Source organism: Actinoplanes palleronii, assembly GCF_016862315.1.
GTDB classification, from domain to species: Bacteria; Actinomycetota; Actinomycetes; order Mycobacteriales; family Micromonosporaceae; genus Actinoplanes; species Actinoplanes palleronii.
The window spans coordinates 1-25282 of sequence record NZ_BOMS01000117.1; the positions used below are offsets into that span (position 1 = coordinate 1).

Below are 25282 nucleotides of genomic sequence, written 5' to 3' on the forward strand. Positions count from 1 at the left end.
GGTCGGCCCGCCCCCGGCCGGGAGACGTGGCCGGGCACGGCGCGGGTCGGTCGGGAGGCGCGGTGGCCGCGGTGAGCAGCGGTGGCCTGGCGCGGGACCGGAGCAGCGCGTGGCTTGTAGCCTGCGGCGGGGCGCTCGGTATTCGTACCCTATGGGGTTGGTTTTGGTTGGCAGCGTGGGCAGCTGAACGAGGAGCGGTTCATGAAGCTCTCCCGGCGCATCAGCGTGCCGCAACGTTTGCAGGGTTCGCCCTCGCGGCCGTAGGCGTTCAGGGAGCGGTCGAAATAGCCGCTGTCGCCGTTCACGTCGACGTAGAGCTCGTCGAAGCTGGTGCCGCCGGCGACGATCGCCTCGGAGAGCACGTCGCGGACGTGGCCGAGCAGGCGCTCGACGGCCGGGCGGGTCAGCTTGTCGGTGGGGCGGGCGCCGTGGAGTCTGGCCCGCCAGAGGGCCTCGTCGGCGTAGATGTTGCCGACGCCGGAGATCAGCGTCTGGTCGAGCAGGGCCCGCTTGATCTCGGTGTGCCGGGCGCGCAGGCGGGCCGAGAAGGCCGCGTCGTCGAAGAGCGGATCCATCGGGTCGCGGGCGATGTGCGCGATCTCGTCAGGCAGCTCGCCGCCGCCTTCGGAGACCGACAAGCCACCGAACGTACGTTGGTCGACGAACCGCAGCTGCGCCGCGCCGTCGGTGAAAGCGAACCGGACCCGCAGGTGTTTCTCGTCCGCCGCGGTCGCCGGCTGCATCAGCAGCTGACCGCTCATGCCCAGGTGCGCGATGAGCGCGTCGCCGGAGTCCAGCGGGAGCCAGAGGTACTTGCCGCGGCGCGACACGTCGAGGACGGTGCGGCCGGTCAGCATCGCGATGAAGTGGGAGTCGCCGGGCAGGTGCCGGCGGATCGCCCGCGGGTGGTGCACCTCGACGGCGGCGATCGTACGGCCGGCCACCCACTTGGCCAGGCCCATCCGGACGGTCTCGACTTCGGGAAGTTCAGGCAAGGCGGGTCCTCGGGGGTCGTGCTCGGTACGGCGGCGTCAACAGTACGGGACTGCGGGTCCACAGCCGGGATTCGTATGATCGACAACTCCCGACAGTCCGGAAGGGGTCATCGTGGATCTGGACGCCGCCACGGAGCGGGCACGGTTGATGCGCGAGGTGGTCACCAGCACCTCGGTCGAGCACACCAGCGACGATCACGCGGTCACCGTGGTGGCCGGACCAGGTGGGGTGCTGCGCGACCTGTCGCTGAGCTCCCGGGCGTTCCGGCTGACCGGCGCCGAGCTCGGCGCGCTCGTGGTGCGCACGATCCACGAGGCGAACACGCTGGTGACCGCCGAGGTGGCGGCGCGGATGCCGCGATGACCCGGCCGGATTTCACCGAACCGGGTGAGGTGCTGGAGTTCCTGGACGGGATCCGGGAGCGGAACCGGCAGGCGATGGCGCGCAACGCCGAGTACGCGGCCGAGGCCGGCGGGATCACCGGCGAGGGCTTCTCCGCGGACCGTACGGTGCGGGCCGAGGTGGACGCGAGCGGCGTCGTCTCCCGGGTCGACATCGGCGACTCCGCGCTGCGCCGGGGCGCCCACCTGGCCCAGATGATCCTGACCGCGATCCGGGAGGCGCAGGCCGCGCGGACCCGGCAGCTGGCCGAGCTGAGCGCGCGGCTCGGCAGCCCGGCGATCGCCGGCCTGGTCCGCGAGTCGATCCCGGACGATTATCGAAGGGAATCCGATGGGTGACGGCATCGTCGTGCCGACGGACAAACTGACCAGTACGGCGGAGGTGTTCCAGGCGCTGAGCACGAGCGCCGGGCAGATCGCGGCGGGAGTGGCGGCCGCGAACCCGCCGGAGGTGCTGTGGGGCGCGCTCGGCCTGCTGATGAAGTGGAAGTACGACGAGAAGTCCGCCGAGGCCGGTGACCACATCGCGCTGATCGCCAAGGCGCTCGAATCGCAGGGCAAGGCGATCCGGGCGGTGGTCAAGAACCACGAGGAGCTGGATCAGGCGCTGCAGGATGCCTTCCGTCGCTTCCAGGAGCGACTGGCGGGCGGCCAGTGAGCGGGACCGACGACAACGACGCGTATCTGAGCAATAACGCGCAGGACGCCAGCCAGTACGCCGGCGACCTGGGTTTCACCGACGCGGTCGACACCGACTGGGGCACGACGCTGCCGTTCGGGGAGATCACCCAGAACGCGTACAAGGGCATCACCGAAGGCGAGTGGAGCGATCTCTTCGCCGCGGCCGCCGACTTCACCGGCAACGCTGTCGCGTTCGCCATCGACCCGCTGAACTGGCTGATCTCGGCGGGCCTGACCTTCCTGATCGACTTCATCCAGCCGCTCGAGGACCTGCTGAGCCTGTTCACCGGCAACTCCGAGCGGATGGAGGGTTACGCGGAGGCCTGGCAGCGGCTCGGCGACGCCCTGGGCCCGCTCGGCGACGCGACCCGAGCTGCCGCCACCGACGGCCTTCTCGAGTGGGAAGGGCTGGACGCGACCGCGGCCAAGGAACGCCTGATCGAATTCGGCTCGGCGATCTCGGCCACCGGTGGCGAGGCGGCCTCGATCGCCGGCCTGCTCACCCTTTTTTCCAAGATCATGTCGGCCGCCCAGCAGTTGATCATCGGCATCATCGCCACACTCGTCGAGTGGATGATCATTGAGTGGCTCGCGGCCCTGGCGCTGGCCCCGGAGACCCTGGGCGGCTCGGTCGCCGCGGCCGGGGCGGCGACCGCGGTGCAGGCTTCGGTCGCGACGAGCCGCGCGGTGACCATCGTGGACCGCGTGGTCATGCTGCTGCAGAAGATCGGCGCGCTGCTCGAGAAGGTCCTCCCGGGCATGCTCAAGCAGAAGGTCGGCGAGAGCGTCGCCGACCTCGGCCGCGCCGCGACCTTCTCCAATGTCGCCAAGATCGGCGGATCGGTGCTCGGCGACGTCTTCGGCTACGCCGGCCCGGGGGCCAGCGTCACCACCGGCATCATCAAGGATCAGCAGGCAGGGCGCCCGGCCATGGAGGACGGGGAGATCGACAAGGCCTTGGATGTGGAGCGATGAACAGCTGGGAGAAGCAGTGGCCGCCGACCCCACTCCCGGGAGCCCGGGTGCTGCCCTGGCTGTTGGACCGGCCCGCGCCGGTACCGGACGCCGGGACGGCCGGCATCGCGGTGCGGATCCGTTCCAGAGGCGGGGATGTGGTGCAGTTCCCGAAACGGTTCACGGTCGGGATCGACGACCGCCCGCTGTGGTGGGGCCTGGGCCGGATGATCGCCGTCGTCGAGCCGGGTGAGCACCTCGTCGAGGTGCGGGGCCGGCTCGCGGTGGAGAGCACCCGCCGGGTCCGGGTGGCCGCCGGCGAGATCGTGGAGCTGGACTTCTGGACCCCGGCCGCGAGTTCCGGCAGCAACACGCGCGGCGTTCTGGTGCCCGCCCCCGGAAAACGGCGCCCCGGCACGGGCCGTTACCTGGTCTGGGGCTGGCTCGCCGCGATCGCCCTGATGCCGCTTCTCACGCTGCTCGGCGTCCCACTCAACGGGTTCACCCTCGCGCTGCTCGCGGTGCCGGTGGTGGCCGCGGTCCTGGCGATCTGGTGGAAGCGGCGAGGTGACCGGGAGTATCGCGTGGCCGCGTCCGCGGAAGCCGCCGCCGAGGCCGGCCGGAACGACGCCGCGGGCTGGTTCCTCGGCGACGCCGAACCTCCGGCGCACCTGCTCGAGGGCACGGCCGACGGGCTGCTCGTGGTGACCGGGACGCACGCGCTCGAGCGCACCCGCAACGGCCTGCGCGACCGCAACCACGTGGACGAGAACGGCTGGGTGCCGTGGCCGGAGCTCACCGTCGACGGCCAGCAGCGGCCGCTCTCCTGGCAGACCTGGTGCTACCGCCTGCCGCCCGGCGAGCACGACGTGACGTTCACCGTCCGGCCGCCGCGGCCGGCGGCCGAACGGTTCGCGGCGGAGCAGGTCACCCGCCGGGTGACCGTCACGGCCGGCCGGGTCACCCGGCTCGGCCTGCACGTGGCGGCTCGCGTGGTGACCCGGTCGGCGTACGCGAATCCGGAGGCCTACGCCGAGATCACCGGATTCACCGTGACTACATCGTGTACGGCCAGATCGTGATCAGGTAGGCGCCGTACCAGAGGCCGAAGACGGCCCAGGCGGTGATCGACAGGATCGCGACCCGGGGGCGGGCGCGGGCCGCCGCGAACGCCGCCGGGACCAGGGTGATCAGCACGGGCAGCAGCAGCCGCGGCTTGGAGTGATAGAAACCGGCCTGGCCGTAGACCAGGATCATCGCGACCACGCCGTAGACCATCAGCGGCGGCCACAGCTTCTGTGCCAGCGCCACCCCGGCCGCCGCCAGCGCGGCCAGCAGGATCAGGCCGACGCTGACCTGAACCCAGCCGTCCGCGCCGGTGAACGTGTCGTCGAGGAACTTCAGCGTGCTGCTGCCATAGTCGAACGACGTGCCCCACCCGGCCGTCTGGATCTTGAACCAGGCGGTCCAGTCACCGACCCGCCAGCCGACCCAGCCGAGGAACAGCGGCACCCCGGCCAGCGCGACCGCGGCGGCCGCCAGCGGCTTCACCCGGCCGGCCAGGTCGCTGCGGGGCACGTCGCGGAGCGCCAGCAGCGCGGCGACACCCAGGGCCATCGCCGCCGCCGCGCCGGTCGGGCGGGTCAGCGCGGCGCACAGGCCGAGGAAACCGGCCCATCCCCAGGCACGGCGGTGCGCTGCCGCCAGCATGCCCGCCACCAGACCGAGAAAAAGACTTTCCGAGTACGCCATGGACAGCACCACGGAGACCGGCGCCGAGCAGACGATCGCCACCAGCGCCCACCCGGCCCGCTTGTCCCGCAGCGTGGTGCCGAGCAGGTGCAGCCCGACCGCGGCCCCGATCGAGGCGAGCCAGGCCACACCGACCCCGGCGACTCCCGGCGGCAGGCCGAGCACCGTGCCGAGCCGCAGCAGCATCGGGTAGAGCGGGAAGAAGGCCAGCTCGTTCGCCTGCAGGACGTGGTTGTCGTCGTAGGTGAACCCGTGCGGGTATCCGTCCACCGCGACCCGGATGAACCAGCCGCCGTCCCAGACCAGCAGCCGATGCCAGACGCCGGTGGTCGACCCGGACGCGTTGCCCAGCCACCAGACCATCAGCAACTGGCCGACCCGGGTCAGGGCGAGCAGCCCGACGGCGACGGCGACACCACGGCCGCCGCCGGCCTTCTCCCAGAGCGTTTCCGGGGGCTCCGCGTCGTCCGCGGTCACCGGCACGGTCTCACTCGGGCTTGTCGTCGCCATCGGCCTCGTTCCGCTCGGTGAGCGTGCGCCACGCGGCAGCGGCGGCCCGCTGCTCGGCCTGCTTCTTGCTGCGGCCGTCGGAGCCGCCGTACCGCTCACCGGCCACCACCACCCAGGCGGTGAACGTCTTCGCGTGGTCCGGGCCGGAGTCCTCGATCACGTAGTCCGGGACGCCCAGCCCGAGTGCCGCGGTCAGCTCCTGCAGGCTGGTCTTCCAGTCCAGGGCGGCGCCCCGGCCGGCCGACTCGGCCATCAGCGGGTCGAACAGCCGGTGCACCACCTCGCCGGCGGTCTCCAGCCCGTGCTCCAGGTAGATCGCGCCGAGCAGCGCCTCCAGGGTGTCGGCCAGGATGCTGGCCTTGTCCCGGCCGCCGGTGGTCTCCTCGCCCTTGCCGAGCAGCAGGTGCGGGCCGAGACCGGCCGGGCCCAGGCCACGGGCCACGTCGGCGAGCGCGTGCATGTTGACCACGCTGGCCCGGAGCTTGGCGAGCTGCCCCTCGGGCAGGTCCGGGTGGTTGTGGAAGAGCGCAGACGTGATCACCACACCGAGCACCGAGTCGCCGAGGAACTCCAGGCGCTCGTTGGTGGGCAGGCCGCCGTTCTCGTACGCGTACGAGCGGTGGGTCAGGGCCCGTTCCAGCATCTCGGGGGTGAAGGGGACGTCGAACGCCTCTTCCAAGGGGGCGGTGGATGGACGGCGACGCTTGTCATTCATGCGATACCTCGTTGTACGTCAGCAGATCGACGATCGCCGCGAGTGCGGAACGGCGGTGCAGATGGGCGGTGAAGGCGATGCCACCGGCGAGATCCGCACCGGTGGCGGAACCGTGGCAGACCACCACGGTGCCGCCGACCCCGAGCAGGACGGCGGCGCGCGGCGTCGGTGCCGCGCCGTGGCCGGATCTCGCGTAGGTGGTTTCCAGCGCCTTCAAAAGGACATTTCCGGTGAATCCATCGGTCACCACGACATCGACGCCATGACCCAGCACGACGTCGCCGCCCTCGACCAGACCGGTGTACCGGGCTCCGGCGGGCAGCGGGCGGTCGGCGAGCAGTGCGGGAACGGCACGGCGCAGGCGGTCGCCCTTGCCGAGCTCGGTGCCGATGGTGAGCAGCCCGACCCGAGGGGTGGGGATGTCGTGGACGGCCGCGGCATAGGCGGCGCCGAGCCGGGCGTGGACGGCCAGGGTCTGTTCGTCGGGGTCGACGGTGGAGCCGACGTCGAGAAGGACCAGGCGGCCGGCGACGGTGGGCAGCACGGCGGCGAGCGGAGGGCGGCGTACGCCGGGCCAGCGGCCCAGGACGCGCGCGGCGGACACCACGGTGATCCCGGTGTCGCCGGCGGAGAGTGCGGCGTCGGCGAGGCCGTCGGCGACGGCCTGGACGGCGCTGCCGCCGAGTACGGCGGTGATGCGATGGCGCTGGGCCGGGTGCAGGGCAGCCAGCACCGCGTCGGAGGCCTCAGCCGGTCCGACGAGAGTCAGGTGCAGGGTCGGATCGTCCTGGACGGCACGCAGAGCGCCGTCAACCACGACGGCGGGAGCTTGGTCCCCGCCGAGGAGGTCGACGGCGATCCGCGCGGTGCCCGGCTCCCCGACAGACCGCTGTCCGGGAGCCGTGGCACCGGTGGAACGCCACTGCTCAGGTACGACCCGCCCGATGATCGGGCGCGTCACTCGGCGACGTCAGACCTCGAGGACCTGACGACCGTTGTAGGTACCGCAGACCGAGCAGGCGGCGTGCGGCAGCTTCGGGGACTTGCACTGGGGGCAGGCCACGGTCGAAACCGCGGTCGCCTTCCAGTTAGCCCGGCGCGAGCGGGTGTTGCTGCGCGACATTTTGCGCTTCGGGACGGCCACGGTTCCTACTCCTTAGAATCTTGCTTTTGGTGCGGCGAAGCCGCCCCTGGCGACTCGGCTGACAGATTGCGCAAAGCGGCCCAGCGGGCATCGACGTCCTCATGGCTGTGATCGGCCGGGAGGTCGTCGAAGTGCACCCCGCAGTCGGGGCACAGCCCTGGGCAGTCCGGTCGGCACAGCGGGTTGGTCGGCAGGGTCAGGACCACCGCGTCACGCACCGCCGGCTCGAGGTCGAGCAGGTCGCCCTGCATCCGGCCTACCTCGTCATCATCCTCGGTCTCCTCCGTGAAGCTGTCCGCGTAGGCGTACAACTCCCCGATGCGAACCGTGAACGGCCTGTTGATCTCGTTGAGGCACCTGCCGCACTCGCCCTGAATCGTGCCACGGACGAGACCGCTGACGAAGACCCCCTCGGACGCCGACGTCAGGCTCAGATCGAGCTCGAGGTCGGAACCGACGGGGACCGAGATCAACTCCACACCGAGGTCTGCCGGCGCCGCGTCCACCCGCTTCAGGGCACGCGTCGCACCAGGCTGCCGGGGGAGTTTCGTCGTGTCGACGACCAGCGGCTGCCTGGGGTTCAGGTGACTCTGCGGTGACTTGGGCATCATGTTCCTCAGCCGTGGGTAGGCCAGCCGAAAACATTACCTGAGCTTGTCCGACATCGTCGAATCGGCTCGGCTCAGAACGGCAGTGGCCGCTCCGCGTCCTCACCCTGGAAGGTTCCGATCTCGCGGAGCGCATGCATTTTGTCACGGCCCCGCTCGATCGACGCCAGCGCCCTGGTCAGGAACTGCTCGAAGTTGGCCAGCGCGGTGTCGACGTAGTCGTCGACCTCCTCCCGCAGGCGCTGTGCCTCGGTCCGCGCCTCGGCGATGATCCGGGCACCCTCGTGCTCGGCCGAGACGGTGATCTCGTTGACCGAGACCAGGCGGGAGTGTTCAGCCTCACCCTCGCTGATGATCCGGTCCGCCTCGCGGCGGCCGGCCTCGACGATCCGGTCCCGCTCGTCCAGCACAGCGGCGGACTTGCGCAGCTCGGAGGGGAGCTCGGCGCGCAGCTCCTCAAGACGCTCGATCATCTCGCCGCGGTCGAACATGAAGTTCGTCCGCGACATCGGCACCGAACGGGCGTCCTGGATGTGCTCGATGAGCTCGTCGATACGGTCGAGCGGATCCACCGGTGCCTCACTCCCGTCGTCGAACCGCCACCCAGCGTGGTGCGATCACGTTACTTGTGCCGCCGTCGCGCCGGATCCCGGCACGCCCGCGCTGGTGGCCGCTAATTCTGCTTCAGCCGGGTCACCAAGCGGGCCAGCACCGGGTCCGGAAGGTAGGACGACGCGTCGCCACCCCACTTGACCACGTCCTTGACCAGGCTGGAAGACAAGAACGAATAGAGCGGGTTGGTCGGCATGAACAACGTCTCCACACCGGAGAGACCGACGTTCATCTGCGCCATCTGCAACTCGTAATCGAAGTCGCTCACCGCGCGCAGGCCCTTGACCACCACCGCGGCGCCCTGATCCCGGCAGAAGTCCACCAGGAGCCCGCGAAATGCCATGACCCGGACATTTTCGTACGGGGCGGTCACCTCGCCCAGCATCTCGAGTCGTTCCTCGACGGTGAACAGCCCGGCCTTGGACTGGTTGATCAGAACTCCGACGATCACCTCGTCGAACAGCCGGCTGGCACGCCCGACGATGTCGAGGTGACCGTTCGTGACCGGGTCGAAGGAGCCGGGGCACACCGCTCGTCTCATGATCGGCGACCGTACCAAATTGTGGTCTCGCCGTAACGCCGGGTGCGGTCCTCCTCGAGGCCGTCCACCCAGGTCAGCTCGGTCCGCTTGGATCGTTCGAAGACCACGACGGCGTCCGGGGCCAGCCAGCCGTTGGCGAGCAGTCCCTGTTGCACACCGTCGATCTCGTCGTTACCCAGCGCGTACGGCGGGTCGGCGAAGACCACGTCGTACGGTCCGCCGGTCGGCGCCTCGCCGACCACCTGGAGCACCTTCGCGGTGACCAGGCGTGCCTGGTCGGTGACCCGCAGCGTCGCGATGTTCTCCCGGATCACCCGGGCCGCCTTGGGCTCGGCCTCGACCAGAAGCGTGTGGACCGCACCGCGGGACAACGCCTCCAAACCGACGGCACCGGACCCGGCATAAAGATCAACGAATCGCGCACCGGACAGATCCGTCATCGTGTGCAGGGAACTGAAGAAAGCCTCACGGACGCGGTCCGATGTAGGCCTCGTGAGCGCACCGGGGGGAGCGGACAGCCGCCGCCCGCCGTGCGCACCGGCGATAATCCTCGTCATCAGGTCCGACGCTACTTCACCACCGTGATCACGCCACGGGCGCGTTAACAATTCCCTCGTCGCAGGCACTGCGCGCGACGGTCCCGTCCCGTTGCAGTGATGGAAGATCACGGATTGATATCAAGAGCCTTAGCCGCCGCTGAGACGTTTCTTTGCGTGCCCGAAATGGCTAGGGTCAGGCCTCGTTGCGGATGTCCCCCTGGGACAGTCCGCAGACGACGTGGGGAGGCGTCGTCGCAGCTCCGCTTGAATCCACCGGCGGCGGCCGCGCGGTCTCTTCGCGCTCTTTTTTCATCTCCTTGACCCCCGTTCCTTGGAGTAGGCGTGAACCCGTTCAAAACCCCGTTCCGTCGGACCGGCACCGTTGTCGCCGGTGCGGCCCTCGGTCTCATCGGCGTGATGTCCACGGCCATGCCCGCTCTGGCCTGTCACCCGGAGTTCGACCAGAAGGCGACCACCGCCTGTGTCGACGCCGACGGCAACTGGCAGATCGACTGGAGCGTCGCGCCCAGCGACAACCAACTCGGCGACGGTGTCATCGAGTCGCTGAACTACACGATCCTGCCGGCGTCCGCGCCGCAGAACATCGAGGTCAGCGGCACCCTTCAGGAGAACGCCCCCTTCACGTTCGGCACCACCCTCACGGCCACCCAGAAGGTGGACAAGGCCGTCGAGTCCGTGAAGCTGAACGTGACCGGCCGCTGGGGCGGCTACGCCAAGGGCGGGTCGCTGAGCGTTCCGAAGCCGACCGAGAAGTGCGACACCCCTGAGCCGAGCGCCTCGGTCTCGACCCCCGCGTCGCCGGTGCCGTCCGCGAGCGAGTCGACCTCTGCCGAGCCGTCGCCGTCCGCGAGCGAATCCACCTCCGCCGCCCCGTCCCCGTCGGCCAGCGAGTCCACCTCGCCGTCCGCCCCGGTCTCGCCGTCGACCACCACGTCGCTCCCCCCGGAGGACACCACGGTCACCGAGCCGCAGTTCATCTACGACGCGACCTGCGACACCCTGACCGTCGGCATCGAGGTCCCGGTTGACTGGAAGGAATCCCTCACGGTGACCTTCAAGCCGACCGTCGGCGACTCCAAGACCGTCACCGCCGCCCCGGGCGAGACCAAGACCGTCGACTTCAAGGCCTCCAAGGGCCTGAAGGTCACCGCAACCCCGAAGGGTTACGAGGACGAGGCCGCCACGGTCACCTACAAGGCCCCGGCCGACTGTGACGACGACGAGCTGGCCCTGACCGGTGCCAACTCGAGCACCATCGCCGGTGGCGCCGCTCTGGCCCTGGTCCTCGGCGCCGGCCTCTTCTACATGGCCCGCCGCCGCAAGATCCGCTTCACCGCCTGATAGCCAGACCTAGCAACACCCGGGGCGCGCCGACCCACACGGGTCGGCGCGCTTCGTCATACCCCCTTTTTCCCTCGTTCCTGGAGCACCTCTTGAAGAAAGCGCGCTTCCTCCGCGCGGCCCTCGTGCTCGTCAGCGCCGTTCTCGGCGCCGGCACCGTGGCCACCACCTCCACCGCCGCCTTCGCCGACGAGGCGACGGTGTGCACGTCGGCCGACTTCGAGGCGACGGATTTCGTCTTCCAGAACGGCCTCGCCGAGACCACCGCGACCCTGAAGGCGGGCTCGAACTGCCAGGCCGAGGTCACCCTGGTGACCTACCTGGCCCCGAAGCCGAACTTCGACGTCCCGCAGTACCTGTTCGGCAGCCAGACCGAGCTGATCAGCCGCTCCGGCAACACCAGCAAGGGCTTCTCGGTCAAGGTGCCGGCCTGCAACACCCAGGCGGACCTCTTCGTCGGTGGCCAGAACGACGTCATCAACGAGCTGGTGAAGGACGGCAAGCGGTACGGCACCACCAAGATCGCTTTCTGGAACGGCAGCGCGGACAAGGACGGCAGCGCCAGCAGCTGCGTGCAGCCGGCTGTGCAGTACACCGCGGCCTGTGACGGCGTCACCACGCTGAACCTGAGCAACAACGGCGTGCTGAGCGGCTACGGCGTCGACTTCACCGTCAAGTACGGCTCGGAGACCAAGGTCGTCACGGTCGCCAAGGGCGCCAGCGAGGACCTGACCGTCCCGGCCGGCAGTGGCCCGATCACGGTGACCGCCGACAAGCTCCAGCCCACCACGATCAACTGGGCGCTCCCGGCGGCCTGCGAGCCGGCCGCCACCGCGGTGAACGACTGCAAGGTCACCACCGTCACGGTGACCAACCCCGAGGGCAACGGCGACGTCCCGGCCAAGGTCACCTACAACGGTGAGACCAAGACCGTGACCGTGCCGACCGGCAAGTCGGTCGACGTCACCTTCGATTCCGCCAAGGCCACCACCGCCACCGTGGAGTTCCCGGAGAGCAAGTTCGAGCAACTGACCGTCGAGGTCGTGCTGGGCGAGTGCGCCGAGCCGCAGCCGAGCACCAGCGCCAGCACCTCCCCGCCGGTGAGCCTCCCGCCGACCGCCGCCACCTCGCCGTCGGCGAGCGCGTCCACGTCGACCTCCCCGGCCGCCGCGACCCCGAGCGCCAGCAAAACCCCGGGCGGTGAGCTGGCCCTGACCGGCGCCGCCGGCGGCTCGATCGCCGGTGGCGCGGTCCTGCTGCTCATCGTCGGCGCCGGCCTGTTCTTCATGGCCCGTCGCCGCAAGGTGAACTTCAAGGCCTGATCCGCCTAGGCCCTGAACAAGGGGGCGTCGACCTAACGGTCGGCGCCCCCTTGCCATGGGGGGAACGACCCGTCAGCCGCGGGCTGGTACTCGTGCACCGCGGTCACCGCCGCGGCCGGCAGCGGGCCGTACACGTGGGGGAACTGGCGGCCCGAGGGGTCCGGCGGACTGCCGTCCTCCCAGACCACCGGGACGTCGACAGCGGCCTCGTCGATCTCCAGCAGCACCAGGTCGGTACGGCCGCGGTAGAACAGCGACGCCGGCACGTGCACCCACGCCGGGTCCGAGCAGTGGATGAAGCCCTCCACCCCCAGCGACGCCGGCTCGTAGTGATCAGAAACAGTCGCCCAGTCGTCTCGTGGGCACAGGTGCAGGATCAACCCTTCTCCAGGTACTCGGCGCGGTTCTCGTCGACCAGCGCGGCCACCGAGGCGGCCAGCGCAGGATGGCGGGACAGGTCGGGGTCGTCGCCGACGAGTTCGGCGGCTTCGACCCGGGCCTCCTTGATCAACTTCTCGTCCCGCAGCAGGGACAGCAGCCGCAGGTGCGAGTGTTTGCCGGACTGTGAGGCGCCCAGCACGTCACCCTCCCGCCGCTGCTCCAGGTCGATCTCGGAGAGTGTGAAGCCGTCGGTGGTGGAGGCCACCGCGTCGAGGCGCTCGCGGGCCGCGGAGCCCTCCACGGCCTCGGTGTGCAGCAGGCAGATCCCGGGCGCCGAGCCCCGGCCGACCCGGCCGCGCAGCTGATGCAATTGGGACACCCCGAACCGGTCGGCATCCATAATGATCATGACGGTGGAGTTCGGCACGTCCACGCCGACCTCGATCACCGTGGTCGCCACCAGCACGTCCACGTCGCCGGCGGCGAACCGGCGCATCACCGCGTCCTTCTCGTCGGCCGGCATCTTGCCGTGCAGCATCTCGATCCGCAGGCCCTTGAGATATTCCTGCTGGAGCGCCGGCAGCACCTCGGTGACCGCCAGCGGCGGCCGGCGGGCCGACTCGGTCTCCGGCGGCGGCTCGCCACCGTCCTCGAAAGAAGATTCGGGACCGTCGCCGATCCGGGGGCACACCACATACGCCTGATGGCCCGCCGCGACCTCCTCCTTGACCCGGCGCCAGGCGCGGTCGAGATAGGCCGGTTTCTCCAGGGCCGGGACCACGTGGGTGGCGATCGGCGAGCGGCCGCGCGGCAACTGGGACAGGATCGACGTCTCCAGGTCGCCGTAGACGGTCATCGCCACCGTGCGCGGGATCGGGGTCGCCGTCATCACCAGCACGTGCGGCGGACGGTTCGCCTTGGCGCGCAACGCGTCGCGCTGCTCCACCCCGAACCGGTGCTGCTCGTCGACCACGACCAGTCCGAGGTCGTGGAAGTCGACTCCCTCGTACAGAAGGGCGTGTGTGCCGACGACGATCCCGGCGGTCCCGTCGGCGACCTTGGCCAGCGCCGCACGCCGGGCCGCCGCGCCCAGAGAGCCGGTGACCAGGGTGAGCTGCGTGCCGGAGAGGTCACCGTCGAGCTCGCCGGCCCGGCCCAGGGCGCCGAGCTGCGCGCCGATCCCGCGGAAGTGCTGGGTGGCCAGGACCTCGGTGGGCGCCAGCAGCGCGGCCTGCCCGCCGGCGTCGACCACCTGGAGCATCGCGCGCACCGAGACCAGCGTCTTGCCGGAGCCGACCTCGCCCTGCAGCAGCCGGTGCATCGGGTGCGCCCGGGTCAGGTCCTCGGCGATCTCCTCGCCGACCGTGGCCTGGCCCTCGGTCAGCTCGTAGGGCAGGCCGGCGTCGAACTTGTCGAGCAGGCCGCCGGGGCGGCGCGGGCGGGCGGTGCCGGGCGACGCCGCGGCCCGGGCCCGGCGCTGCGCCAGGGTCAGCTGCACGGCGAACGCCTCGTCCCACTTCAGCCGGTGCTTCGCCGAGTAGAGCGCGGGCTCGGCGCTGGGCCGGTGGATCTCGCGCAGCGCGGTGCCGATGCCGATCAGGTTGCGGCCGGCCCGGACCTCGGGCGGCATCGGGTCGGCCGGCGGCTCGAACACGTCGAGCAGGGTCCGCACGCACTTGGCGATGGTCCAGGTGGGCACCGCCTGCGCGGCTGGATAGACCGGGATCAGCGCGCCGGCGAACTCCTCGATCTCCTCGGCCGCCTCGTCCTGCGTGGCGTCCGCCTTGAGCAGCTGATAGGCCGGGCCGTTCAGCTGGCGCTTGCCGCGGAAGTCGGTGACCTTGCCGGCCCACAGCCCCCAGCGGCCCCGGGTCAGCTCCCGCTCGCGCCACGCCTGGTTGAAGAACGTGCAGGTCAGGGTCGCTCCGGAGCCGTCGCCGATGGTCACCTCGAGCATGTTGCCCTTGCGCTGGCGCATCGGTTTGACGCCGATCCCCTGCACTTGGGCCAGCACGGTGACCTGCTCGCCGACCTCGAGCTGGCGCAGGTCGGTGTGCTCGCCGCGCTCGTCGTAGCGCCGGGGGAAGTGGTAGATCAGGTCGCCCGCGGTGATCAGGCCGAGGTGTTCCTCCAGAGCCTTGGCGGTCTTCGCGCCGAGCACCTTGGTCAGCGGGACCTCCGTGGTGACCTTGGTCAACGGGGTGTCGGTCGTGGTCATTCGACTCCTGCCAACAGGTGGTAACGCGGCTGGCCGCCGGCGTAGCACTGCAACTCGATGAACGGCCAGGTGCGGTGCACGTGACCGCGCAGGTCGTCTTCCATGCCCGGCGGGACGGCCGCGCCGAGCACCAGGGTGACCAGCTCGCCGCCGCCGCCGAGCATCCGGTCGAGCAACCGGTGGCTGACGTCGGTCAGGTCCGTGCCGATCACGTGCACCTCGCCGTCGACCAGGCCGAGCAGGTCACCGGCCCGGCACGGGCCGGCCACGGTCAGGGCGTCGCGCTGGGCGGTGCAGACCTCGCCGTACCGGCAGGCGCCGGCCGCCTCGGCCATCGCGATCACGTCGTCGGCGAACGGGCGGCCGTGATCGCGCACCGCGAGGGCGGCCAGGGCCTGCACCGGCGACCGGGTCGGCACCACGCTGACCCTGACCCCCGCCGCCTCGGCCTCACGGGCCGCGGAGACCGCCACCGCCTGGGTGTTGGTGTCGTTGGGCAGCAGCACCACCGCGGAGGCCCCACAGGCGTGCACAGCGGCCAGCATCTCGGCGGTGGACGGGTTGTGGTCGACCACCACCGCGCCCTCCGCCTCGAAGAGCGCGGTGAGCCCGTCGCCGTCGGCGACCACCACGGCGCCCCGCGAGTCGGCGCCCGGCCGTTTCTCGGTCAGCGGGGTGACCCGGATCTGGAACGGCCGGCCGGCCTCGACACCGGCCTCGACCGCCGGGCCGATGGCGGCGCTCTCCACGTGGACGTGCACGTTCCACGTCGGGGGGTCGCCGACCACCACCAGGGAGTCACCCAGGCCGGCCAGGGTGGCGCGGAGCCCGGGCAGCGCCTCCGGCGGGGCGTCCAGCAGGTACTGCACCTCGTAACCGAGGCCGGAGCAGTCCTCCGCCTCGTGCTCGTGGTCGTGCTCGGCGGCCGGGGTGACGACGGCCACCGGCCGGGGACGGGTCACGAACTCGTTCTCCTCCACGGTGTCGACCAGCGCGTCCAGCAGCAGGCAGAGGCCGCGCCCGCCGGCATCGACCACGCCGGCCCGGGCCAGCACCGGCAGCTGCTCCGGGGTGCGGGCCAGCGCCTCGGTGGCGGCGCGCGCGGCGGCCCGGGCGACGGCGACCAGGCTGTCGGACCTGATCCGCCCGGCACCCTCGGCGGCGGCCGCCACCACGGACAGCACGGTGCCCTCGACCGGGCGGGCGACCGCCGCGTAGGCCGCGTCGGTGGCCTCCCGCAGGGCGCTGGCCAGCTCGGAGCCCCGGACCGCGACCACGGTGGCGAACGAGTCGGCCATGCCGCGCAGGATCTGCGACACGATCACGCCGGAGTTGCCCCGGGCGCCGAGCAGGGCGCCCCGCGCCATCCGGCTCATCAGCCCGCCGATCGGGGTGCGTGGCTCCTCGTGCAGCGCGGACACGACGGCTTCCTGCGCGGCGGTGAGGGTCAGGACGAGGTTGGTCCCGGTGTCGCCGTCGGGCACCGGGTAGACGTTCAGGTCGTCGATTTCACGCTGGTGGGCCCGGAGCGCCTCCAGCCCACCGTCGCACCAGCGGTGCACGGCAGCGGCATCGAGGGTTTCCAGCACGCGAAAATCGTACTAACCACCCCCGACAATCGCTGGGTACGCACCCTGACCGGGGGCGATTGGTCGAGAACTCGTCGAGTCGGGTAAGCTCGCTGGGTTGCCTGGGCGAGTCTCGCTCCTGGGCGTCTTCTGTTCTTCGAATCAAACCCAGGAGTATCCCGTGGCTAGCGTGTGTGACGTCTGTGGCAAGGGACCGGGCTTCGGCCACAACGTGTCCTTCTCGCACCGGCGGACCAACCGCCGCTGGAACCCGAACATCCAGTCGGTGCGTACCCCGGCCGGTGGCGGGACCACCAAGAAGCTCAAGGTCTGCACCTCGTGCATCAAGGCCGGCAAGGTTGTCCGCGCCTGACCTGATCCAAGCGTGAAAGAGGCCGCCGAGTCACTGACCCGGCGGCCTTTTGCTGTCACAAAATCTTTTTTGCGTACGACAGCACGCCCTCGTGCCCCTGGTAATACCCGAAGTCCTCGATCCGCTCGTACCCCGCGGACAGGTAGAGGGCGATCGCCTCGGGCTGCTTGTCACCGGTCTCCAGGATCACCCGCGTGCATCCCGCATCCCGGGCGGACTCCTCGATCACGGCGAGCATCCGCCGGGCCACACCGTGCCCGCGCGCCGCGGACAGCGTGAACATCCGCTTCAGCTCGGCGTCGGTGCCGTGCCGCCGCCAGCCGGCGCTGCCCACCAGACGACCATCAGGGCCGTCGTCGCCGGTACGGACGGCCACGAAGAACGCGCCGTCCGGCGGGAGGAAGTCGGCGGCCGCGATCGGGGTGTCGTCGCCGGTGCCGCCGTAGCGCTCGGAGAGGTCGCGCATGTTCTCCGCGACCAGCTCCACCACGGCCGGCTCGTCGTACCGTGCTTGTCTGATCTTGATCTGAACCACGCCGCCAGATTAATTCACCTTGAAATGGTCCCAGCCCAGCGGCCCGCTCCACGGTTTGCGGTCGACCGTGACGCCGGAGCCGTCGTGCACCGAGCCGATCTCCCGCCAGTCGGCCGGCAGCCGGGTCCCGGCCGGGAACGTCGCGGCGAGCGGATGGTCGTCGCCGCCGGCCAGCACCCACTGGTACGGGTCGAGCCCGAGCGCGGTGGCGGTGTCGCGCATCTGGTCCGGCATGTCGAACGCCTCGGTCCGGATGTCGATCCCGACCAGGCTGGCGGTGGACAGGTGCCCGACGTCCTGCAGCAGCCCGTCCGACACGTCGATCATCGAGGTGGCGCCGAGCCGGGCCGCCTCCGGGCCGGCCGCGTACCGGATCTCCGGCCGCCGGTACGCCTCGACGAGCATCTTCGGCGTCCGGAAGCCCCGGGACAGGATGGTGTATCCGGCCGCGGCGTAGCCGATCCGGCCGGACAGCGCGAGGATGTCGCCCGGCTGGGCGCCGTTGCGGCGCACCGGCTCCCGCCCGCCCAGGTCACCCAGCGCGGTGACCGCGATGGTCAGGGTCGGGCTGGACGAGGTGTCCCCGCCGACCACGGCGGCGCCGCAGAGCGCGGCCTCGGCGGTCAGCCCGTCGGCCAGGCCCTCGGCCCACGCGCTGTCCAGGGTCGGCGGCACGCACAGGGCGACCAGCAGCGCGGTCGGGGTGGCGCCCATCGCCGCGATGTCGGCCAGGTTGGCGGCGGCGGCCCGGTGGCCGACGTCGATCGGTCCGCACCAGTCACGGCGGAAATGGCGGCCCTCGACGAGCACGTCGGTGGAGGCCACCACCCGCCCGTCGGCGGCGCGGACCACGGCGGCGTCGTCGCCCGGTCCCAGGATGGTGGCCGTGCCGGAGTCGAGTCGGGATACGATTCGTCCGATCAGCCCGAATTCACCGGACTCTGCGATGCTCACGTCCACGTCCTTCGATGGTGGCGGCCCGCTGCCGGGTCGCTTCGTACGGTAGTTTCACGATCGGGGATCACCGACGCGGTGGCGGATAGGAGTCGGATCGTGGTCCAGGCATACATCCTCATTCAAACGGAGGTCGGGAAGGCCCGTGACGTGGCCGCCGCGATCGAGAAAATACCGGGGGTGGTCCGGGTCGACGCGGTGACAGGGCCGTACGACGTGGTGGTACTGACCGAGGCACACACCGTTGACGAACTGGGCAGCCTGATTGTGAGCAAGGTCCAATACGTACCGGGCATCACCAGGACGCTCACCTGCTCCGTGGTAAATCTCTGAGCATGGTCGACGTAGACACCCCGAAGGACGCCCCCGAGAAGGGGGCCGCCGCGCCGGACAACGCCACGCGGATCGCCGCGATCTGGGCAACCGTGGTGGCCGTGCCGGTGGTGATCATCGTGGGTCTCGTCGCGTTCCTGCAGATCGACAAGGCACGGCCGGCGGCCGACCCGGCGCCGGCCGCGAGCGGCCCGATCGTCGTGCCCGGCACGGCGGTCGAGGTCGCCGCGCCCATACTCTCCGCGCGCGCCGCCCAGGTCTGCCTCGCGGTGACCGCGCAGCTGCCGGCCCAGGTCCGGAACCTGCCGCCCCGCAAGGTCAGCGCCGGCCCGGAGCAGAACGCCGCGTACGGCGAACCGCCGATCACGGTCTCCTGCGGCGTCCCGCAGCCGAAGATGTGCGAGACCGTCGACGACACGTCCGGCTCGTGCGTGCCGCTGGTCGCCGACCTGCTGCTGATGAACCGGGTCTGCTGGTACTACTCGGACGGCGCCGGCAAGAGCACGTTCACCACGATGGACCGCGAGATCCCGGTGCAGGTGATCGTGCCGGCGGCCTACGACAAGCGGGCGCAGTGGGCCAACGAGTTCTCCGACACGGTCGTCGAGACCGACAAGTCGATCACCGAGGGCGTGCCGAGCGGATGTTTCCCCTGACCGCGGGCTAGTGCAGGCCGGTGCCACGCCGCTGCGCGGTACGGATCAGCCGGTCCACGACCTTCGGGTACTCCAGCCCGGTGGCCGCCCACATCTGCGGGAACATCGAGGTCGGCGTCATGCCCGGCATCGTGTTGATCTCGTTGAGGTAGATCTGGTGGTCGGCCGTGACGAAGAAGTCGACCCGGGCCAGGCCGGCGCAGTCCAGCGCGGTGAAGGTGCGCAGCGCGAACTCCCGGACCTGCCGGGTGACCTCGTCCGGCAGGCCGGCCGGGATCGTGTACCGGCTGCCGACCAGGTACTTCGTCTCGAAGTCGTACCAGTCGGCGGCCTCGTCCACGTGGATCTCGGCGAGCAGCGACGACTCGGGCGCGCCACCGGCCTCGCCCTCCAGCACGCCGCACTCGATCTCGCGGCCCACGATCGCGGCCTCGACGAGCACCTTCGGGTCGATCTCCCGGGCCGTGGCGATCGCGGCGTCCAGGTCGGCCCAGTCGCTGACCTTGGTGATCCCGTGCGACGAGCCGGCCCGCGACGGCTTCACGAAGACCGGCAGCCCGAGCCGCTCCTTGTCCTCGTCGGCGAACGAGACGCCGGCCCGGAGCACCGCGTACGGCCCGACCGGAATGCCCTCGGCCACCGCCAGCTTCTTGGTGAACTCCTTGTCCATGGCGGCCGCCGAGGCGAAGACGTTCGCGCCCACGTACGGGATACCGGCCATCTCCAGCATCCCCTGGATCGTGCCGTCCTCGCCGTACGCGCCGTGCAGCACCGGGAAGACCACGTCGACACCGGCCAGCTCGGAGACGCCCTCGGCCGGGTCGCGCACGATCAACTCGGTCGTCGTCGGGTCGGCCGCGAGCACCACCGAGTTGCCGGACGCCGCGGTGATCTCGGGCAGCGTGGAGCCGGCGATGGCGAACGACGACGGGTCCCCGCCGGCGAGCACCCAGCGACCCTCCCGGGTGATTCCGACCGGGACCGCTTCGTACTGATCAGGGTCCAGCGCACCCAGGATGGCACCCGCGCTCACGCAGGAAATGGCGTGCTCAGTGCTGCGTCCGCCGAACACGATCGCGACACGGGTCTTCCGGGGGGTTGTCACTCTTCTCTGCGCCTCTCGCTAGCGGGTCAGCCGGGGGTGACCCTACTCTGCGTAGGCCAGATACGGGATTGCGGCGGCGCTGCCCTAGGCAGGGGGAGACGAACAGTAAATGGGACCAGCACTCCACGTGATCGCGGGCCCGGGACCGGGGCAATTGGCCACCATGGCACGGCCCCGTGACGAGCCGTGGTCACCGCAGGAACTGGGCGCGCTGGCCCGGGCCGGCGTCCACGTCCTGGTCTGCACCACCGCTCATCGGCCGCCGGACGCGGACAGCGCCGGCATCGAGCTGGTCGCCTACCCGGTTCCGGACACGTCGGCCCCGCGCAAGGAGGCCACCGAGATGGTCGCGCTGGCCACCCGGCTGGCGCGGGAGGTCCGTTCCGGTCGTTTCGTGGTCACCCAGTCCGCCGCCGATCTCGGCCGGACGACCCTGCTCGCGACGATGACCCTGGCGCTTCTCGGCATCCGTCCGGGCGAGGCCCTGCGCCGCATCGGCATCACCCCCGGCCAACCGGTCCCCCAGGACTGGCTGCACGACTTCGTCGCCGGATAGGCCCGCCGCCGAAACCGAAGATCAACTTCAAGTACTTCAGATACGCGCGTCCGCCGTGGTCCCGACCGTTTGCTCCCGCGCGGGCCGGGGCCGGCGATCAGGCCGCTGGCGCGTCCCGAACGATCGCCGGCCCCTTCACTGCCCGTGCGTGGTAGCGGTTCACCCAAAGATCAAAACCCGGTCTCTGGCCGGGCCTCAGGGGTGTCTCCGCAGCGCGGAGACACCCCTGAGAGCCAGCCGGGCGACGGTGACTAAGCGGCGAACCTCTGGGGCAGCACGCCGGCGTCCCAGAGCTCGTCCAGGTGGGCCAGGAAGCCCGTGAGGCTGCGTTCCAGCTCGCGGCGCTCGTCGGTGGAGAGGGTGGCCAGCGGGTCGGAGATGACCAGGCCCTCCGGGTGCTTGGCCCGGGTGCCGACGAACTTGTCGCAGCCGGCGCACCACACGTAGCTGACCAGCGTCGGCCGGCGGGCGTTCGCCGGCGCCGTGAAGTAGGCCCGCAGGCGCCGCTCCCCGCAGGACGGGCAGTCCCGCTCCCCCGGCGCCGCGAAGAAGCTCTCGCCCTGGGTCAGCGCCGCCACCTGGTCACCGTCGAAACTGCTCCAGGCGGTCACCGCGACTTGTCCAGGGCCTGACTGACGTCGGCCACCAGGTCAGCGGTGTCCTCGATGCCGCAGGAGAACCGGACGAAGCCCGGCGCGGTGTCGTCACCGAACTGGGCCCGCCGGTCGGCGCTGGTGTGCACCCCGCCGAACGAGGTGGCCGCGAAGACCAGCGACGCGGCCTCCAGGAACCGGGCCACCCGCTCCGCGCTGCCCAGGTCGAACGCCACGATCCCGGGGATCCGGCGCATCTGCCTGCTGGCCACCGGATAGGACGGATCGGACGGCAGCCCCGGCCAGCGCACCCCGGTCACATCGGAGCGTCCGGCCAGCAACTCGGCGATCGCGGCGGCGTTGGCGCTCTGCCGGGCCAGCCGCAGGTCCATGGTGGCGATCGACCGGTGCGCCAGCCAGCAGTCGAACGCGCCGGGCACCCCGCCGGTCAGCTTCCGCCAGTTCTCCACCTTGTCCAGCAGGGCGGTGTCGCGCGCCGCGACGTAGCCGAGCAGCAGGTCGGAGTGCCCGGTCAGGGCCTTGGTGCCGGACGCCACGACCAGGTCCGCGCCGAGCGCGAGCGGGGTCTGCCCGAGCGGGGTGGCCGCGGTGTTGTCCACGGCGAGCAACGCCCCGGCGGCGTGCGCGGCGTCGGCCAGCGCCCGGATGTCGGCCACGTCCAGGCCCGGGTTGGCCGGGGTCTCCAGCAGCACCAGCCGCAGCCCGGTCAGATCCGGGTACGGGCCGGCCGTCGGCACCAGCACACTCCCGACACCGAGATCGGCGAGCGCGCCACCGGCGAACGCTCGTACCGGAAAATAGCCGTCGCCCGGGAGCGCGACCCGATCGCCCGTCTTGACCAGCGACAACAGCATGGCGGTGATCGCCGCCTGACCGCTGGCGAAAGCCAGCGCCGGACCACCCTCCAGCTCGCCGATCGCGGCCTCGAGGGCTTCCCGGGTGGGGTGCTCGGTCCGGGCGTAACCGTTCTCGCCGGGCCCGGTGACCGGGTCCAGGTGGTACGGCGCGGCGAAGACCGGGCCGCGCAGGAACGGCTCGCCCACGACCGGCTCGGGCAGGCCGGCATGGACCGATCGGGTCCCGTCGGAGTAACTCACTCGGGTTTCATCTCTCGTGTCATCAGCAGTTTGACCGCGACCCGCGGGTCGGCGCCCTCGTGGCAGACCTTCTCGACCTGCTCCACGATCGGCATCTCGACGCCGTGCGCGCGGGCCAGGTCCCGGATGGACAGGCAGCTCTTCACGCCCTCGGCGGTCTGCCGGGTGGCCACCTGCGCCTGTTCCAGGCTCTCGCCGCGGCCCAGGTGCTCACCGAACGTACGGTTCCGGGACAGCCGCGAGGAGCAGGACGCGACCAGGTCACCCAGACCGGCCAGCCCGGCGAAGGTGAGCGGGTCGGCGCCGAGCGCCACCCCGAGCCGGGACGTCTCGGCCAGACCGCGAGTGATCAGTGACGCCTTGGTGTTGTCACCGAGCCCGATCGCCGAGGCCATCCCGTACGCCAGCGCGATCACGTTCTTCACCGCGCCGCCCAGCTCACAGCCGAGCACGTCGTCGCTGGTGTACGGCCGGAAGTACGGCGTGGCCAGGGCGTGCTGCACCTGCCGGGCGCGGTCCTCGTCGAGGCAGGCCACCACGGTCGCGGTGGGCTGCTCGGCGGCGATCTCGGGGGCCAGGTTCGGGCCGGAGACCACCACCACCCGGTCGGCCGCCACGCCGGCGGTGTCCACGATCACCTCGCTCATCCGCTTGAGCGTGCCCAGCTCGATGCCCTTCATCAGGGAGACGACCGTGGCGTCCTTCGGGAAGAACCCGGCCCAGTCGGCCAGGTTGGCGCGCAGCGTCTGCGACGGCACCGCGATCGCGATCAGCTCGGCGCCGTCCACCGCCTCGGCCAGGTCGGTGGTGGCGGTGATCCGCTTCGACAGCCGGATGCCGGGCAGCGAGCCCTCGTTGCCGTGCTGGTCGCGGATCTCCGCGGCCACCTGCTCGCGCCGGGCCCGCATGGTCACCTCCGAACCCGCGTCGCCGAGCACCTTGGCGAACGCCGTGCCCCAGGCACCGGATCCGATGACGGCCGCCTTCATGACGCGTCCTCCGCAGTCGTGGCCCGCCGAGCGGGCCGGTCGTAGAGCGCCGGCGGTTCGCCGTCGCGGATCGTGCCGAGCAGGTCGCGGATGTCCAGCATGATCTTCTCGGTCATCGCCTCGAGCACCGCGCGGGACGGTTCGGCGCCGGCCCACCGGCTCAGGTCGACCGGGTCGCCGGTGGTGACCGTGACGGCCGCCCGGGTGAACTTGAACTTGTTGGTCCGCGGGTCGAACACGTCCTGGGCGCCCCAGTTCGCGATCGGGACCACCGGGGCGCCGGTGAGCAGGGCCAGCCGGGCCGCGCCGGTCTTGCCGCGCATCGGCCACAGGTCGGGGTGCCGGGTGGTGGTGCCCTCCGGGTAGACCACCACGACGCCGCCCTCGCGCAACGCCTCGACCAGTGCCTCCAGCGACTTCACCGCCTCAACACTGCCCCGCTCGACCGGGACCTGCCGGGTCTTGCGCAACAGTGGCCCGATGATCGGCACCCGCCAGAGGCTGGCCTTGCCGAGGAACCGGGGCCAGCGGCCGGCCTTGTAGATGTAGTGCGCCACGACCAGCGGGTCGAAGTGCGAGACGTGGTTGGGGACCAGGATCACACCGCCGGGTGGGATCTTGTCCATGCCGTGCCAGCTGCGCTTGGACCAGAGGGTCATGGTCGGGACGACCAGCGCCACCGCGAAACGCTGCCAGAATCCCAGCCTCTGCTGCGCCACGGTTTCCCCCGTCCCTCGTCGGCGACCACGTCGCCCGTCGTCTGCGACGAAATCATGCCCCCTCACCGCCCCGCGTACCAGGTAGGGGTGTTGCCGGTTACCCCGCAAGCCGCCGCCGGCGCAGCGAAGCGGAGCCATGGATACGGCAGACTTGCCGGGTGGCAAGGAAGTGGATGGCCGTAATCCCGGTCAAGGGGCTTGAGGCGGCCAAGAGCCGGCTGCGGGGCGCGGTGCCGGAGGACCGGCATCCCGATCTCGTGCTCGCCATGGTGCGCGACACGGCCGTGGCGGTGCTGGGTGCCGGCTCGGTGGCCGGCCTCATCGTGGTGACCGGCGACCCGGTGGTGGCCGCGGTCGTGCGGGAGCTGGGTGGCGAGGTCGCGCCGGATCCCGGCGCCGGGCTCAACGCGGCCCTGCGCTTCGGCGCCGACGAGGTGGCCGGCCCGGCCGCGCACCGCGTGGTGCTGACCGGCGACCTGCCGGCCCTGCGGCCCGGGCAGCTGGACGCCGCCCTCGGCGCGGCCCGGTCCCGCAGCTTCGTCCCGGACGCGGCCGGCACCGGCACCGTCCTGCTGGCCGTGCCGCCCGGCGAGCTGCTCGACCCGCGCTTCGGACCGGGTTCGGCGGCCGCGCACCGGGCCTCCGGCGCGACCCCGCTGCCCGGTGACTGGCCGGGCTTCCGGCAGGACGTGGACACCGCCGCGGACCTGGCGGCGGTGCTCGATCTGGGCGCCGGGGAGTGGACCCGGGCGCTGCTGGGTGATCTCGGACTCAGCCGGGCCTGCACACCGGCCGCATGCTCCGGGTAGCGTCAACCTCATGCAGGGCACCATCGCCACCTTCGACGCCGGCACCCGCAGCGGCACCCTCCTCCTCGACGACGGCTCTGAGCTGGCCTTCGGGTCGGAGGCCTTCGGCCGCTCCGGACTCCGGCTGTTGCGACTCGGGCAGCGGGTCTCGATCGAGGCCGAACCGGGCGGGCAGGTACACCGGGTGTTAATTCCTGGAATCGTCTAAGTTGATCATTAGCTAGTTCGTTTCACGTTC

The 25282-nt window shown here is 71.1% G+C and carries 32 protein-coding genes; 13 read left to right on the plus strand and 19 right to left on the minus strand.

The window, feature by feature from the left end; genetic code table 11:
• Nucleotides 1–149 precede the first annotated feature (149 nt).
• Nucleotides 150–995, minus strand: a complete 846-nt coding sequence (gene mutM, locus Apa02nite_RS35590) for a bifunctional DNA-formamidopyrimidine glycosylase/DNA-(apurinic or apyrimidinic site) lyase (protein ID WP_203828973.1) — start codon at nucleotides 993–995, stop codon at nucleotides 150–152.
• Nucleotides 996–1107: 112 nt separating this feature from the next.
• Here mutM and Apa02nite_RS35595 point away from each other — a divergent pair, with 112 nt between their 5' ends.
• From Apa02nite_RS35595 to Apa02nite_RS35615, 5 genes are read left to right on the plus strand one after another with little or no spacing between them, the layout of a single operon-like run.
• Complete coding sequence (locus tag Apa02nite_RS35595) at nucleotides 1108–1359, plus strand: YbaB/EbfC family nucleoid-associated protein (protein ID WP_067685622.1); 252 nt, start codon at nucleotides 1108–1110, stop codon at nucleotides 1357–1359.
• The gene (locus tag Apa02nite_RS35600) at nucleotides 1356–1736 is read left to right on the plus strand and encodes a YbaB/EbfC family nucleoid-associated protein (protein ID WP_067685623.1); all 381 of its coding nucleotides are present in this window, start codon (nucleotides 1356–1358) and stop codon (nucleotides 1734–1736) included. Before Apa02nite_RS35595 ends, Apa02nite_RS35600 begins: the two co-directional genes overlap by 4 nt.
• A complete protein-coding gene (locus Apa02nite_RS35605) occupies nucleotides 1729–2055 on the plus strand; it encodes a hypothetical protein (protein WP_203828974.1) in 327 nt (108 codons plus the stop codon). The genes Apa02nite_RS35600 and Apa02nite_RS35605 overlap by 8 nt, the downstream gene beginning before the upstream one ends.
• A complete protein-coding gene (locus Apa02nite_RS35610; protein ID WP_203828975.1) occupies nucleotides 2052–3053 on the plus strand; it encodes a hypothetical protein in 1002 nt (333 codons plus the stop codon). The genes Apa02nite_RS35605 and Apa02nite_RS35610 overlap by 4 nt, the downstream gene beginning before the upstream one ends.
• A complete protein-coding gene (locus Apa02nite_RS35615) occupies nucleotides 3050–4114 on the plus strand; it encodes a hypothetical protein (protein WP_203828976.1) in 1065 nt (354 codons plus the stop codon). Before Apa02nite_RS35610 ends, Apa02nite_RS35615 begins: the two co-directional genes overlap by 4 nt.
• Here Apa02nite_RS35615 and Apa02nite_RS35620 read toward each other — a convergent pair.
• From Apa02nite_RS35620 to rsmD, 8 genes are all read right to left on the minus strand, one after another.
• Nucleotides 4089–5294: a putative hexosyltransferase gene (locus Apa02nite_RS35620; protein ID WP_203828977.1), complete on the minus strand. Its 1206-nt coding sequence runs from the start codon at nucleotides 5292–5294 to the stop codon at nucleotides 4089–4091. The two genes, Apa02nite_RS35615 and Apa02nite_RS35620, sit on opposite strands and share 26 nt — an antisense overlap.
• Entirely contained in the window at nucleotides 5272–6009 is a 738-nt protein-coding gene (gene rnc, locus Apa02nite_RS35625) for a ribonuclease III (protein WP_067685629.1), read from the minus strand. The genes Apa02nite_RS35620 and rnc overlap by 23 nt, the downstream gene beginning before the upstream one ends.
• Nucleotides 6002–6868 carry a phosphate acyltransferase PlsX gene (locus tag Apa02nite_RS35630; RefSeq protein WP_239164774.1) on the minus strand — a complete coding sequence of 289 codons (867 nt, stop codon included), beginning with the start codon at nucleotides 6866–6868 and terminating at the stop codon, nucleotides 6002–6004. The genes rnc and Apa02nite_RS35630 overlap by 8 nt, the downstream gene beginning before the upstream one ends.
• Nucleotides 6869–6979: 111 nt before the next feature.
• Nucleotides 6980–7153, minus strand: a complete 174-nt coding sequence (gene rpmF / locus Apa02nite_RS35635; protein ID WP_067685631.1) for a 50S ribosomal protein L32 — start codon at nucleotides 7151–7153, stop codon at nucleotides 6980–6982.
• A 5-nt stretch (nucleotides 7154–7158) separates the two neighbouring features.
• Entirely contained in the window at nucleotides 7159–7761 is a 603-nt protein-coding gene (locus Apa02nite_RS35640; RefSeq protein ID WP_203829010.1) for a YceD family protein, read from the minus strand.
• 74 nt (nucleotides 7762–7835) lie between these two features.
• Nucleotides 7836–8333 carry an SPFH domain-containing protein gene (locus tag Apa02nite_RS35645; protein ID WP_067685632.1) on the minus strand — a complete coding sequence of 166 codons (498 nt, stop codon included), beginning with the start codon at nucleotides 8331–8333 and terminating at the stop codon, nucleotides 7836–7838.
• A gap of 101 nt (nucleotides 8334–8434) precedes the next feature.
• Nucleotides 8435–8914, minus strand: a complete 480-nt coding sequence (gene coaD / locus Apa02nite_RS35650) for a pantetheine-phosphate adenylyltransferase (protein WP_067685633.1) — start codon at nucleotides 8912–8914, stop codon at nucleotides 8435–8437.
• Nucleotides 8911–9471 carry a 16S rRNA (guanine(966)-N(2))-methyltransferase RsmD gene (gene rsmD / locus Apa02nite_RS35655; protein WP_067685634.1) on the minus strand — a complete coding sequence of 187 codons (561 nt, stop codon included), beginning with the start codon at nucleotides 9469–9471 and terminating at the stop codon, nucleotides 8911–8913. The genes coaD and rsmD overlap by 4 nt, the downstream gene beginning before the upstream one ends.
• A gap of 324 nt (nucleotides 9472–9795) precedes the next feature.
• On the opposite strand from rsmD, the gene Apa02nite_RS35660 reads away from it, so the two are divergent.
• Both Apa02nite_RS35660 and Apa02nite_RS35665 read left to right on the plus strand, forming a co-directional pair.
• Nucleotides 9796–10815, plus strand: a complete 1020-nt coding sequence (locus tag Apa02nite_RS35660; RefSeq protein ID WP_203828979.1) for an LPXTG cell wall anchor domain-containing protein — start codon at nucleotides 9796–9798, stop codon at nucleotides 10813–10815.
• 92 nt (nucleotides 10816–10907) lie between these two features.
• Nucleotides 10908–12137 carry a hypothetical protein gene (locus tag Apa02nite_RS35665; protein ID WP_203828980.1) on the plus strand — a complete coding sequence of 410 codons (1230 nt, stop codon included), beginning with the start codon at nucleotides 10908–10910 and terminating at the stop codon, nucleotides 12135–12137.
• A gap of 32 nt (nucleotides 12138–12169) precedes the next feature.
• Here the strand turns inward: Apa02nite_RS35665 and Apa02nite_RS35670 are convergent, their stop codons facing one another.
• Genes Apa02nite_RS35670 through fakA form a run of 3 tightly spaced genes read right to left on the minus strand, consistent with a single transcriptional unit; the run spans nucleotide 12170 to nucleotide 16325 of the window.
• Nucleotides 12170–12517: a DUF952 domain-containing protein gene (locus Apa02nite_RS35670; RefSeq protein WP_203828981.1), complete on the minus strand. Its 348-nt coding sequence runs from the start codon at nucleotides 12515–12517 to the stop codon at nucleotides 12170–12172.
• Nucleotides 12514–14736, minus strand: a complete 2223-nt coding sequence (gene recG / locus Apa02nite_RS35675) for an ATP-dependent DNA helicase RecG (RefSeq protein WP_203828982.1) — start codon at nucleotides 14734–14736, stop codon at nucleotides 12514–12516. The genes Apa02nite_RS35670 and recG overlap by 4 nt, the downstream gene beginning before the upstream one ends.
• Nucleotides 14733–16325 (minus strand): DAK2 domain-containing protein, encoded by a 1593-nt coding sequence (fakA, locus tag Apa02nite_RS35680; protein WP_203828983.1) that lies wholly within the window; start codon nucleotides 16323–16325, stop codon nucleotides 14733–14735. The genes recG and fakA overlap by 4 nt, the downstream gene beginning before the upstream one ends.
• 160 nt (nucleotides 16326–16485) lie before the next feature.
• Between fakA and rpmB the strand changes: the two genes are divergently transcribed.
• Complete coding sequence (gene rpmB, locus Apa02nite_RS35685; protein ID WP_067685640.1) at nucleotides 16486–16677, plus strand: 50S ribosomal protein L28; 192 nt, start codon at nucleotides 16486–16488, stop codon at nucleotides 16675–16677.
• A gap of 55 nt (nucleotides 16678–16732) precedes the next feature.
• On the opposite strand, the gene Apa02nite_RS35690 is transcribed toward rpmB, so the two are convergent.
• Nucleotides 16733–17212, minus strand: coding sequence for a GNAT family N-acetyltransferase (locus tag Apa02nite_RS35690; RefSeq protein WP_203828984.1), 480 nt, complete (start codon nucleotides 17210–17212; stop codon nucleotides 16733–16735).
• 9 nt (nucleotides 17213–17221) lie between these two features.
• The gene (locus Apa02nite_RS35695; protein ID WP_203828985.1) at nucleotides 17222–18166 is read right to left on the minus strand and encodes a thiamine-phosphate kinase; all 945 of its coding nucleotides are present in this window, start codon (nucleotides 18164–18166) and stop codon (nucleotides 17222–17224) included.
• 99 nt (nucleotides 18167–18265) lie between these two features.
• Between Apa02nite_RS35695 and Apa02nite_RS35700 the strand changes: the two genes are divergently transcribed.
• Both Apa02nite_RS35700 and Apa02nite_RS35705 read left to right on the plus strand, forming a co-directional pair.
• The gene (locus tag Apa02nite_RS35700; RefSeq protein ID WP_067685920.1) at nucleotides 18266–18499 is read left to right on the plus strand and encodes an Lrp/AsnC family transcriptional regulator; all 234 of its coding nucleotides are present in this window, start codon (nucleotides 18266–18268) and stop codon (nucleotides 18497–18499) included.
• 2 nt (nucleotides 18500–18501) lie between these two features.
• Complete coding sequence (locus Apa02nite_RS35705) at nucleotides 18502–19155, plus strand: DUF3515 family protein (RefSeq protein WP_203828986.1); 654 nt, start codon at nucleotides 18502–18504, stop codon at nucleotides 19153–19155.
• 7 nt (nucleotides 19156–19162) lie between these two features.
• On the opposite strand, the gene Apa02nite_RS35710 is transcribed toward Apa02nite_RS35705, so the two are convergent.
• A complete protein-coding gene (locus Apa02nite_RS35710) occupies nucleotides 19163–20260 on the minus strand; it encodes a D-alanine--D-alanine ligase family protein (protein WP_203828987.1) in 1098 nt (365 codons plus the stop codon).
• 163 nt (nucleotides 20261–20423) lie between these two features.
• Between Apa02nite_RS35710 and Apa02nite_RS35715 the strand changes: the two genes are divergently transcribed.
• Complete coding sequence (locus tag Apa02nite_RS35715; RefSeq protein ID WP_239164772.1) at nucleotides 20424–20816, plus strand: hypothetical protein; 393 nt, start codon at nucleotides 20424–20426, stop codon at nucleotides 20814–20816.
• Between the two features lie 251 nt (nucleotides 20817–21067).
• Here the strand turns inward: Apa02nite_RS35715 and Apa02nite_RS35720 are convergent, their stop codons facing one another.
• Genes Apa02nite_RS35720 through Apa02nite_RS35735 form a run of 4 tightly spaced genes read right to left on the minus strand, consistent with a single transcriptional unit; the run spans nucleotide 21068 to nucleotide 24235 of the window.
• Nucleotides 21068–21427 carry a hypothetical protein gene (locus Apa02nite_RS35720; RefSeq protein WP_203828989.1) on the minus strand — a complete coding sequence of 120 codons (360 nt, stop codon included), beginning with the start codon at nucleotides 21425–21427 and terminating at the stop codon, nucleotides 21068–21070.
• Nucleotides 21424–22527, minus strand: coding sequence for a cystathionine gamma-lyase (locus tag Apa02nite_RS35725; RefSeq protein ID WP_203828990.1), 1104 nt, complete (start codon nucleotides 22525–22527; stop codon nucleotides 21424–21426). Before Apa02nite_RS35725 ends, Apa02nite_RS35720 begins: the two co-directional genes overlap by 4 nt.
• Nucleotides 22524–23516 carry an NAD(P)H-dependent glycerol-3-phosphate dehydrogenase gene (locus tag Apa02nite_RS35730; RefSeq protein WP_067685647.1) on the minus strand — a complete coding sequence of 331 codons (993 nt, stop codon included), beginning with the start codon at nucleotides 23514–23516 and terminating at the stop codon, nucleotides 22524–22526. Before Apa02nite_RS35730 ends, Apa02nite_RS35725 begins: the two co-directional genes overlap by 4 nt.
• On the minus strand, nucleotides 23513–24235 hold the full coding sequence (locus tag Apa02nite_RS35735; RefSeq protein ID WP_203828991.1) for a lysophospholipid acyltransferase family protein: 723 nt from the start codon (nucleotides 24233–24235) through the stop codon (nucleotides 23513–23515). The genes Apa02nite_RS35730 and Apa02nite_RS35735 overlap by 4 nt, the downstream gene beginning before the upstream one ends.
• 158 nt (nucleotides 24236–24393) lie before the next feature.
• Between Apa02nite_RS35735 and cofC the strand changes: the two genes are divergently transcribed.
• Together cofC and Apa02nite_RS35745 are read left to right on the plus strand one after the other, a co-directional pair.
• A complete protein-coding gene (cofC, locus tag Apa02nite_RS35740) occupies nucleotides 24394–25044 on the plus strand; it encodes a 2-phospho-L-lactate guanylyltransferase (RefSeq protein WP_373873080.1) in 651 nt (216 codons plus the stop codon).
• A gap of 10 nt (nucleotides 25045–25054) precedes the next feature.
• Entirely contained in the window at nucleotides 25055–25252 is a 198-nt protein-coding gene (locus Apa02nite_RS35745; RefSeq protein WP_067685650.1) for a cold-shock protein, read from the plus strand.
• The last annotated feature ends 30 nt before the right edge of the window (nucleotides 25253–25282 follow it).

Excerpts from the sequence above, each read along its gene's own strand:
- Apa02nite_RS35600 (WP_067685623.1), top strand. The coding sequence starts at position 1,356 with ATGACCCGGCCGGATTTCACCGAACCGGGTGAGGTGCTGGAGTTCCTG.
- Apa02nite_RS35605 (WP_203828974.1), top strand. The coding sequence starts at position 1,729 with ATGGGTGACGGCATCGTCGTGCCGACGGACAAACTGACCAGTACGGCG.
- Apa02nite_RS35615 (WP_203828976.1), top strand. The coding sequence starts at position 3,050 with ATGAACAGCTGGGAGAAGCAGTGGCCGCCGACCCCACTCCCGGGAGCC.
- Apa02nite_RS35620 (WP_203828977.1), bottom strand. The coding sequence starts at position 5,294 with ATGGCGACGACAAGCCCGAGTGAGACCGTGCCGGTGACCGCGGACGAC.
- rnc (WP_067685629.1), bottom strand. The coding sequence starts at position 6,009 with ATGAATGACAAGCGTCGCCGTCCATCCACCGCCCCCTTGGAAGAGGCG.
- Apa02nite_RS35640 (WP_203829010.1), bottom strand. The coding sequence starts at position 7,761 with ATGCCCAAGTCACCGCAGAGTCACCTGAACCCCAGGCAGCCGCTGGTC.
- coaD (WP_067685633.1), bottom strand. The coding sequence starts at position 8,914 with ATGAGACGAGCGGTGTGCCCCGGCTCCTTCGACCCGGTCACGAACGGT.
- rsmD (WP_067685634.1), bottom strand. The coding sequence starts at position 9,471 with ATGACGAGGATTATCGCCGGTGCGCACGGCGGGCGGCGGCTGTCCGCT.
- recG (WP_203828982.1), bottom strand. The coding sequence starts at position 14,736 with ATGACCACGACCGACACCCCGTTGACCAAGGTCACCACGGAGGTCCCG.
- Apa02nite_RS35705 (WP_203828986.1), top strand. The coding sequence starts at position 18,502 with ATGGTCGACGTAGACACCCCGAAGGACGCCCCCGAGAAGGGGGCCGCC.
- Apa02nite_RS35715 (WP_239164772.1), top strand. The coding sequence starts at position 20,424 with ATGGCACGGCCCCGTGACGAGCCGTGGTCACCGCAGGAACTGGGCGCG.
- Apa02nite_RS35730 (WP_067685647.1), bottom strand. The coding sequence starts at position 23,516 with ATGAAGGCGGCCGTCATCGGATCCGGTGCCTGGGGCACGGCGTTCGCC.
- Apa02nite_RS35745 (WP_067685650.1), top strand. The coding sequence starts at position 25,055 with ATGCAGGGCACCATCGCCACCTTCGACGCCGGCACCCGCAGCGGCACC.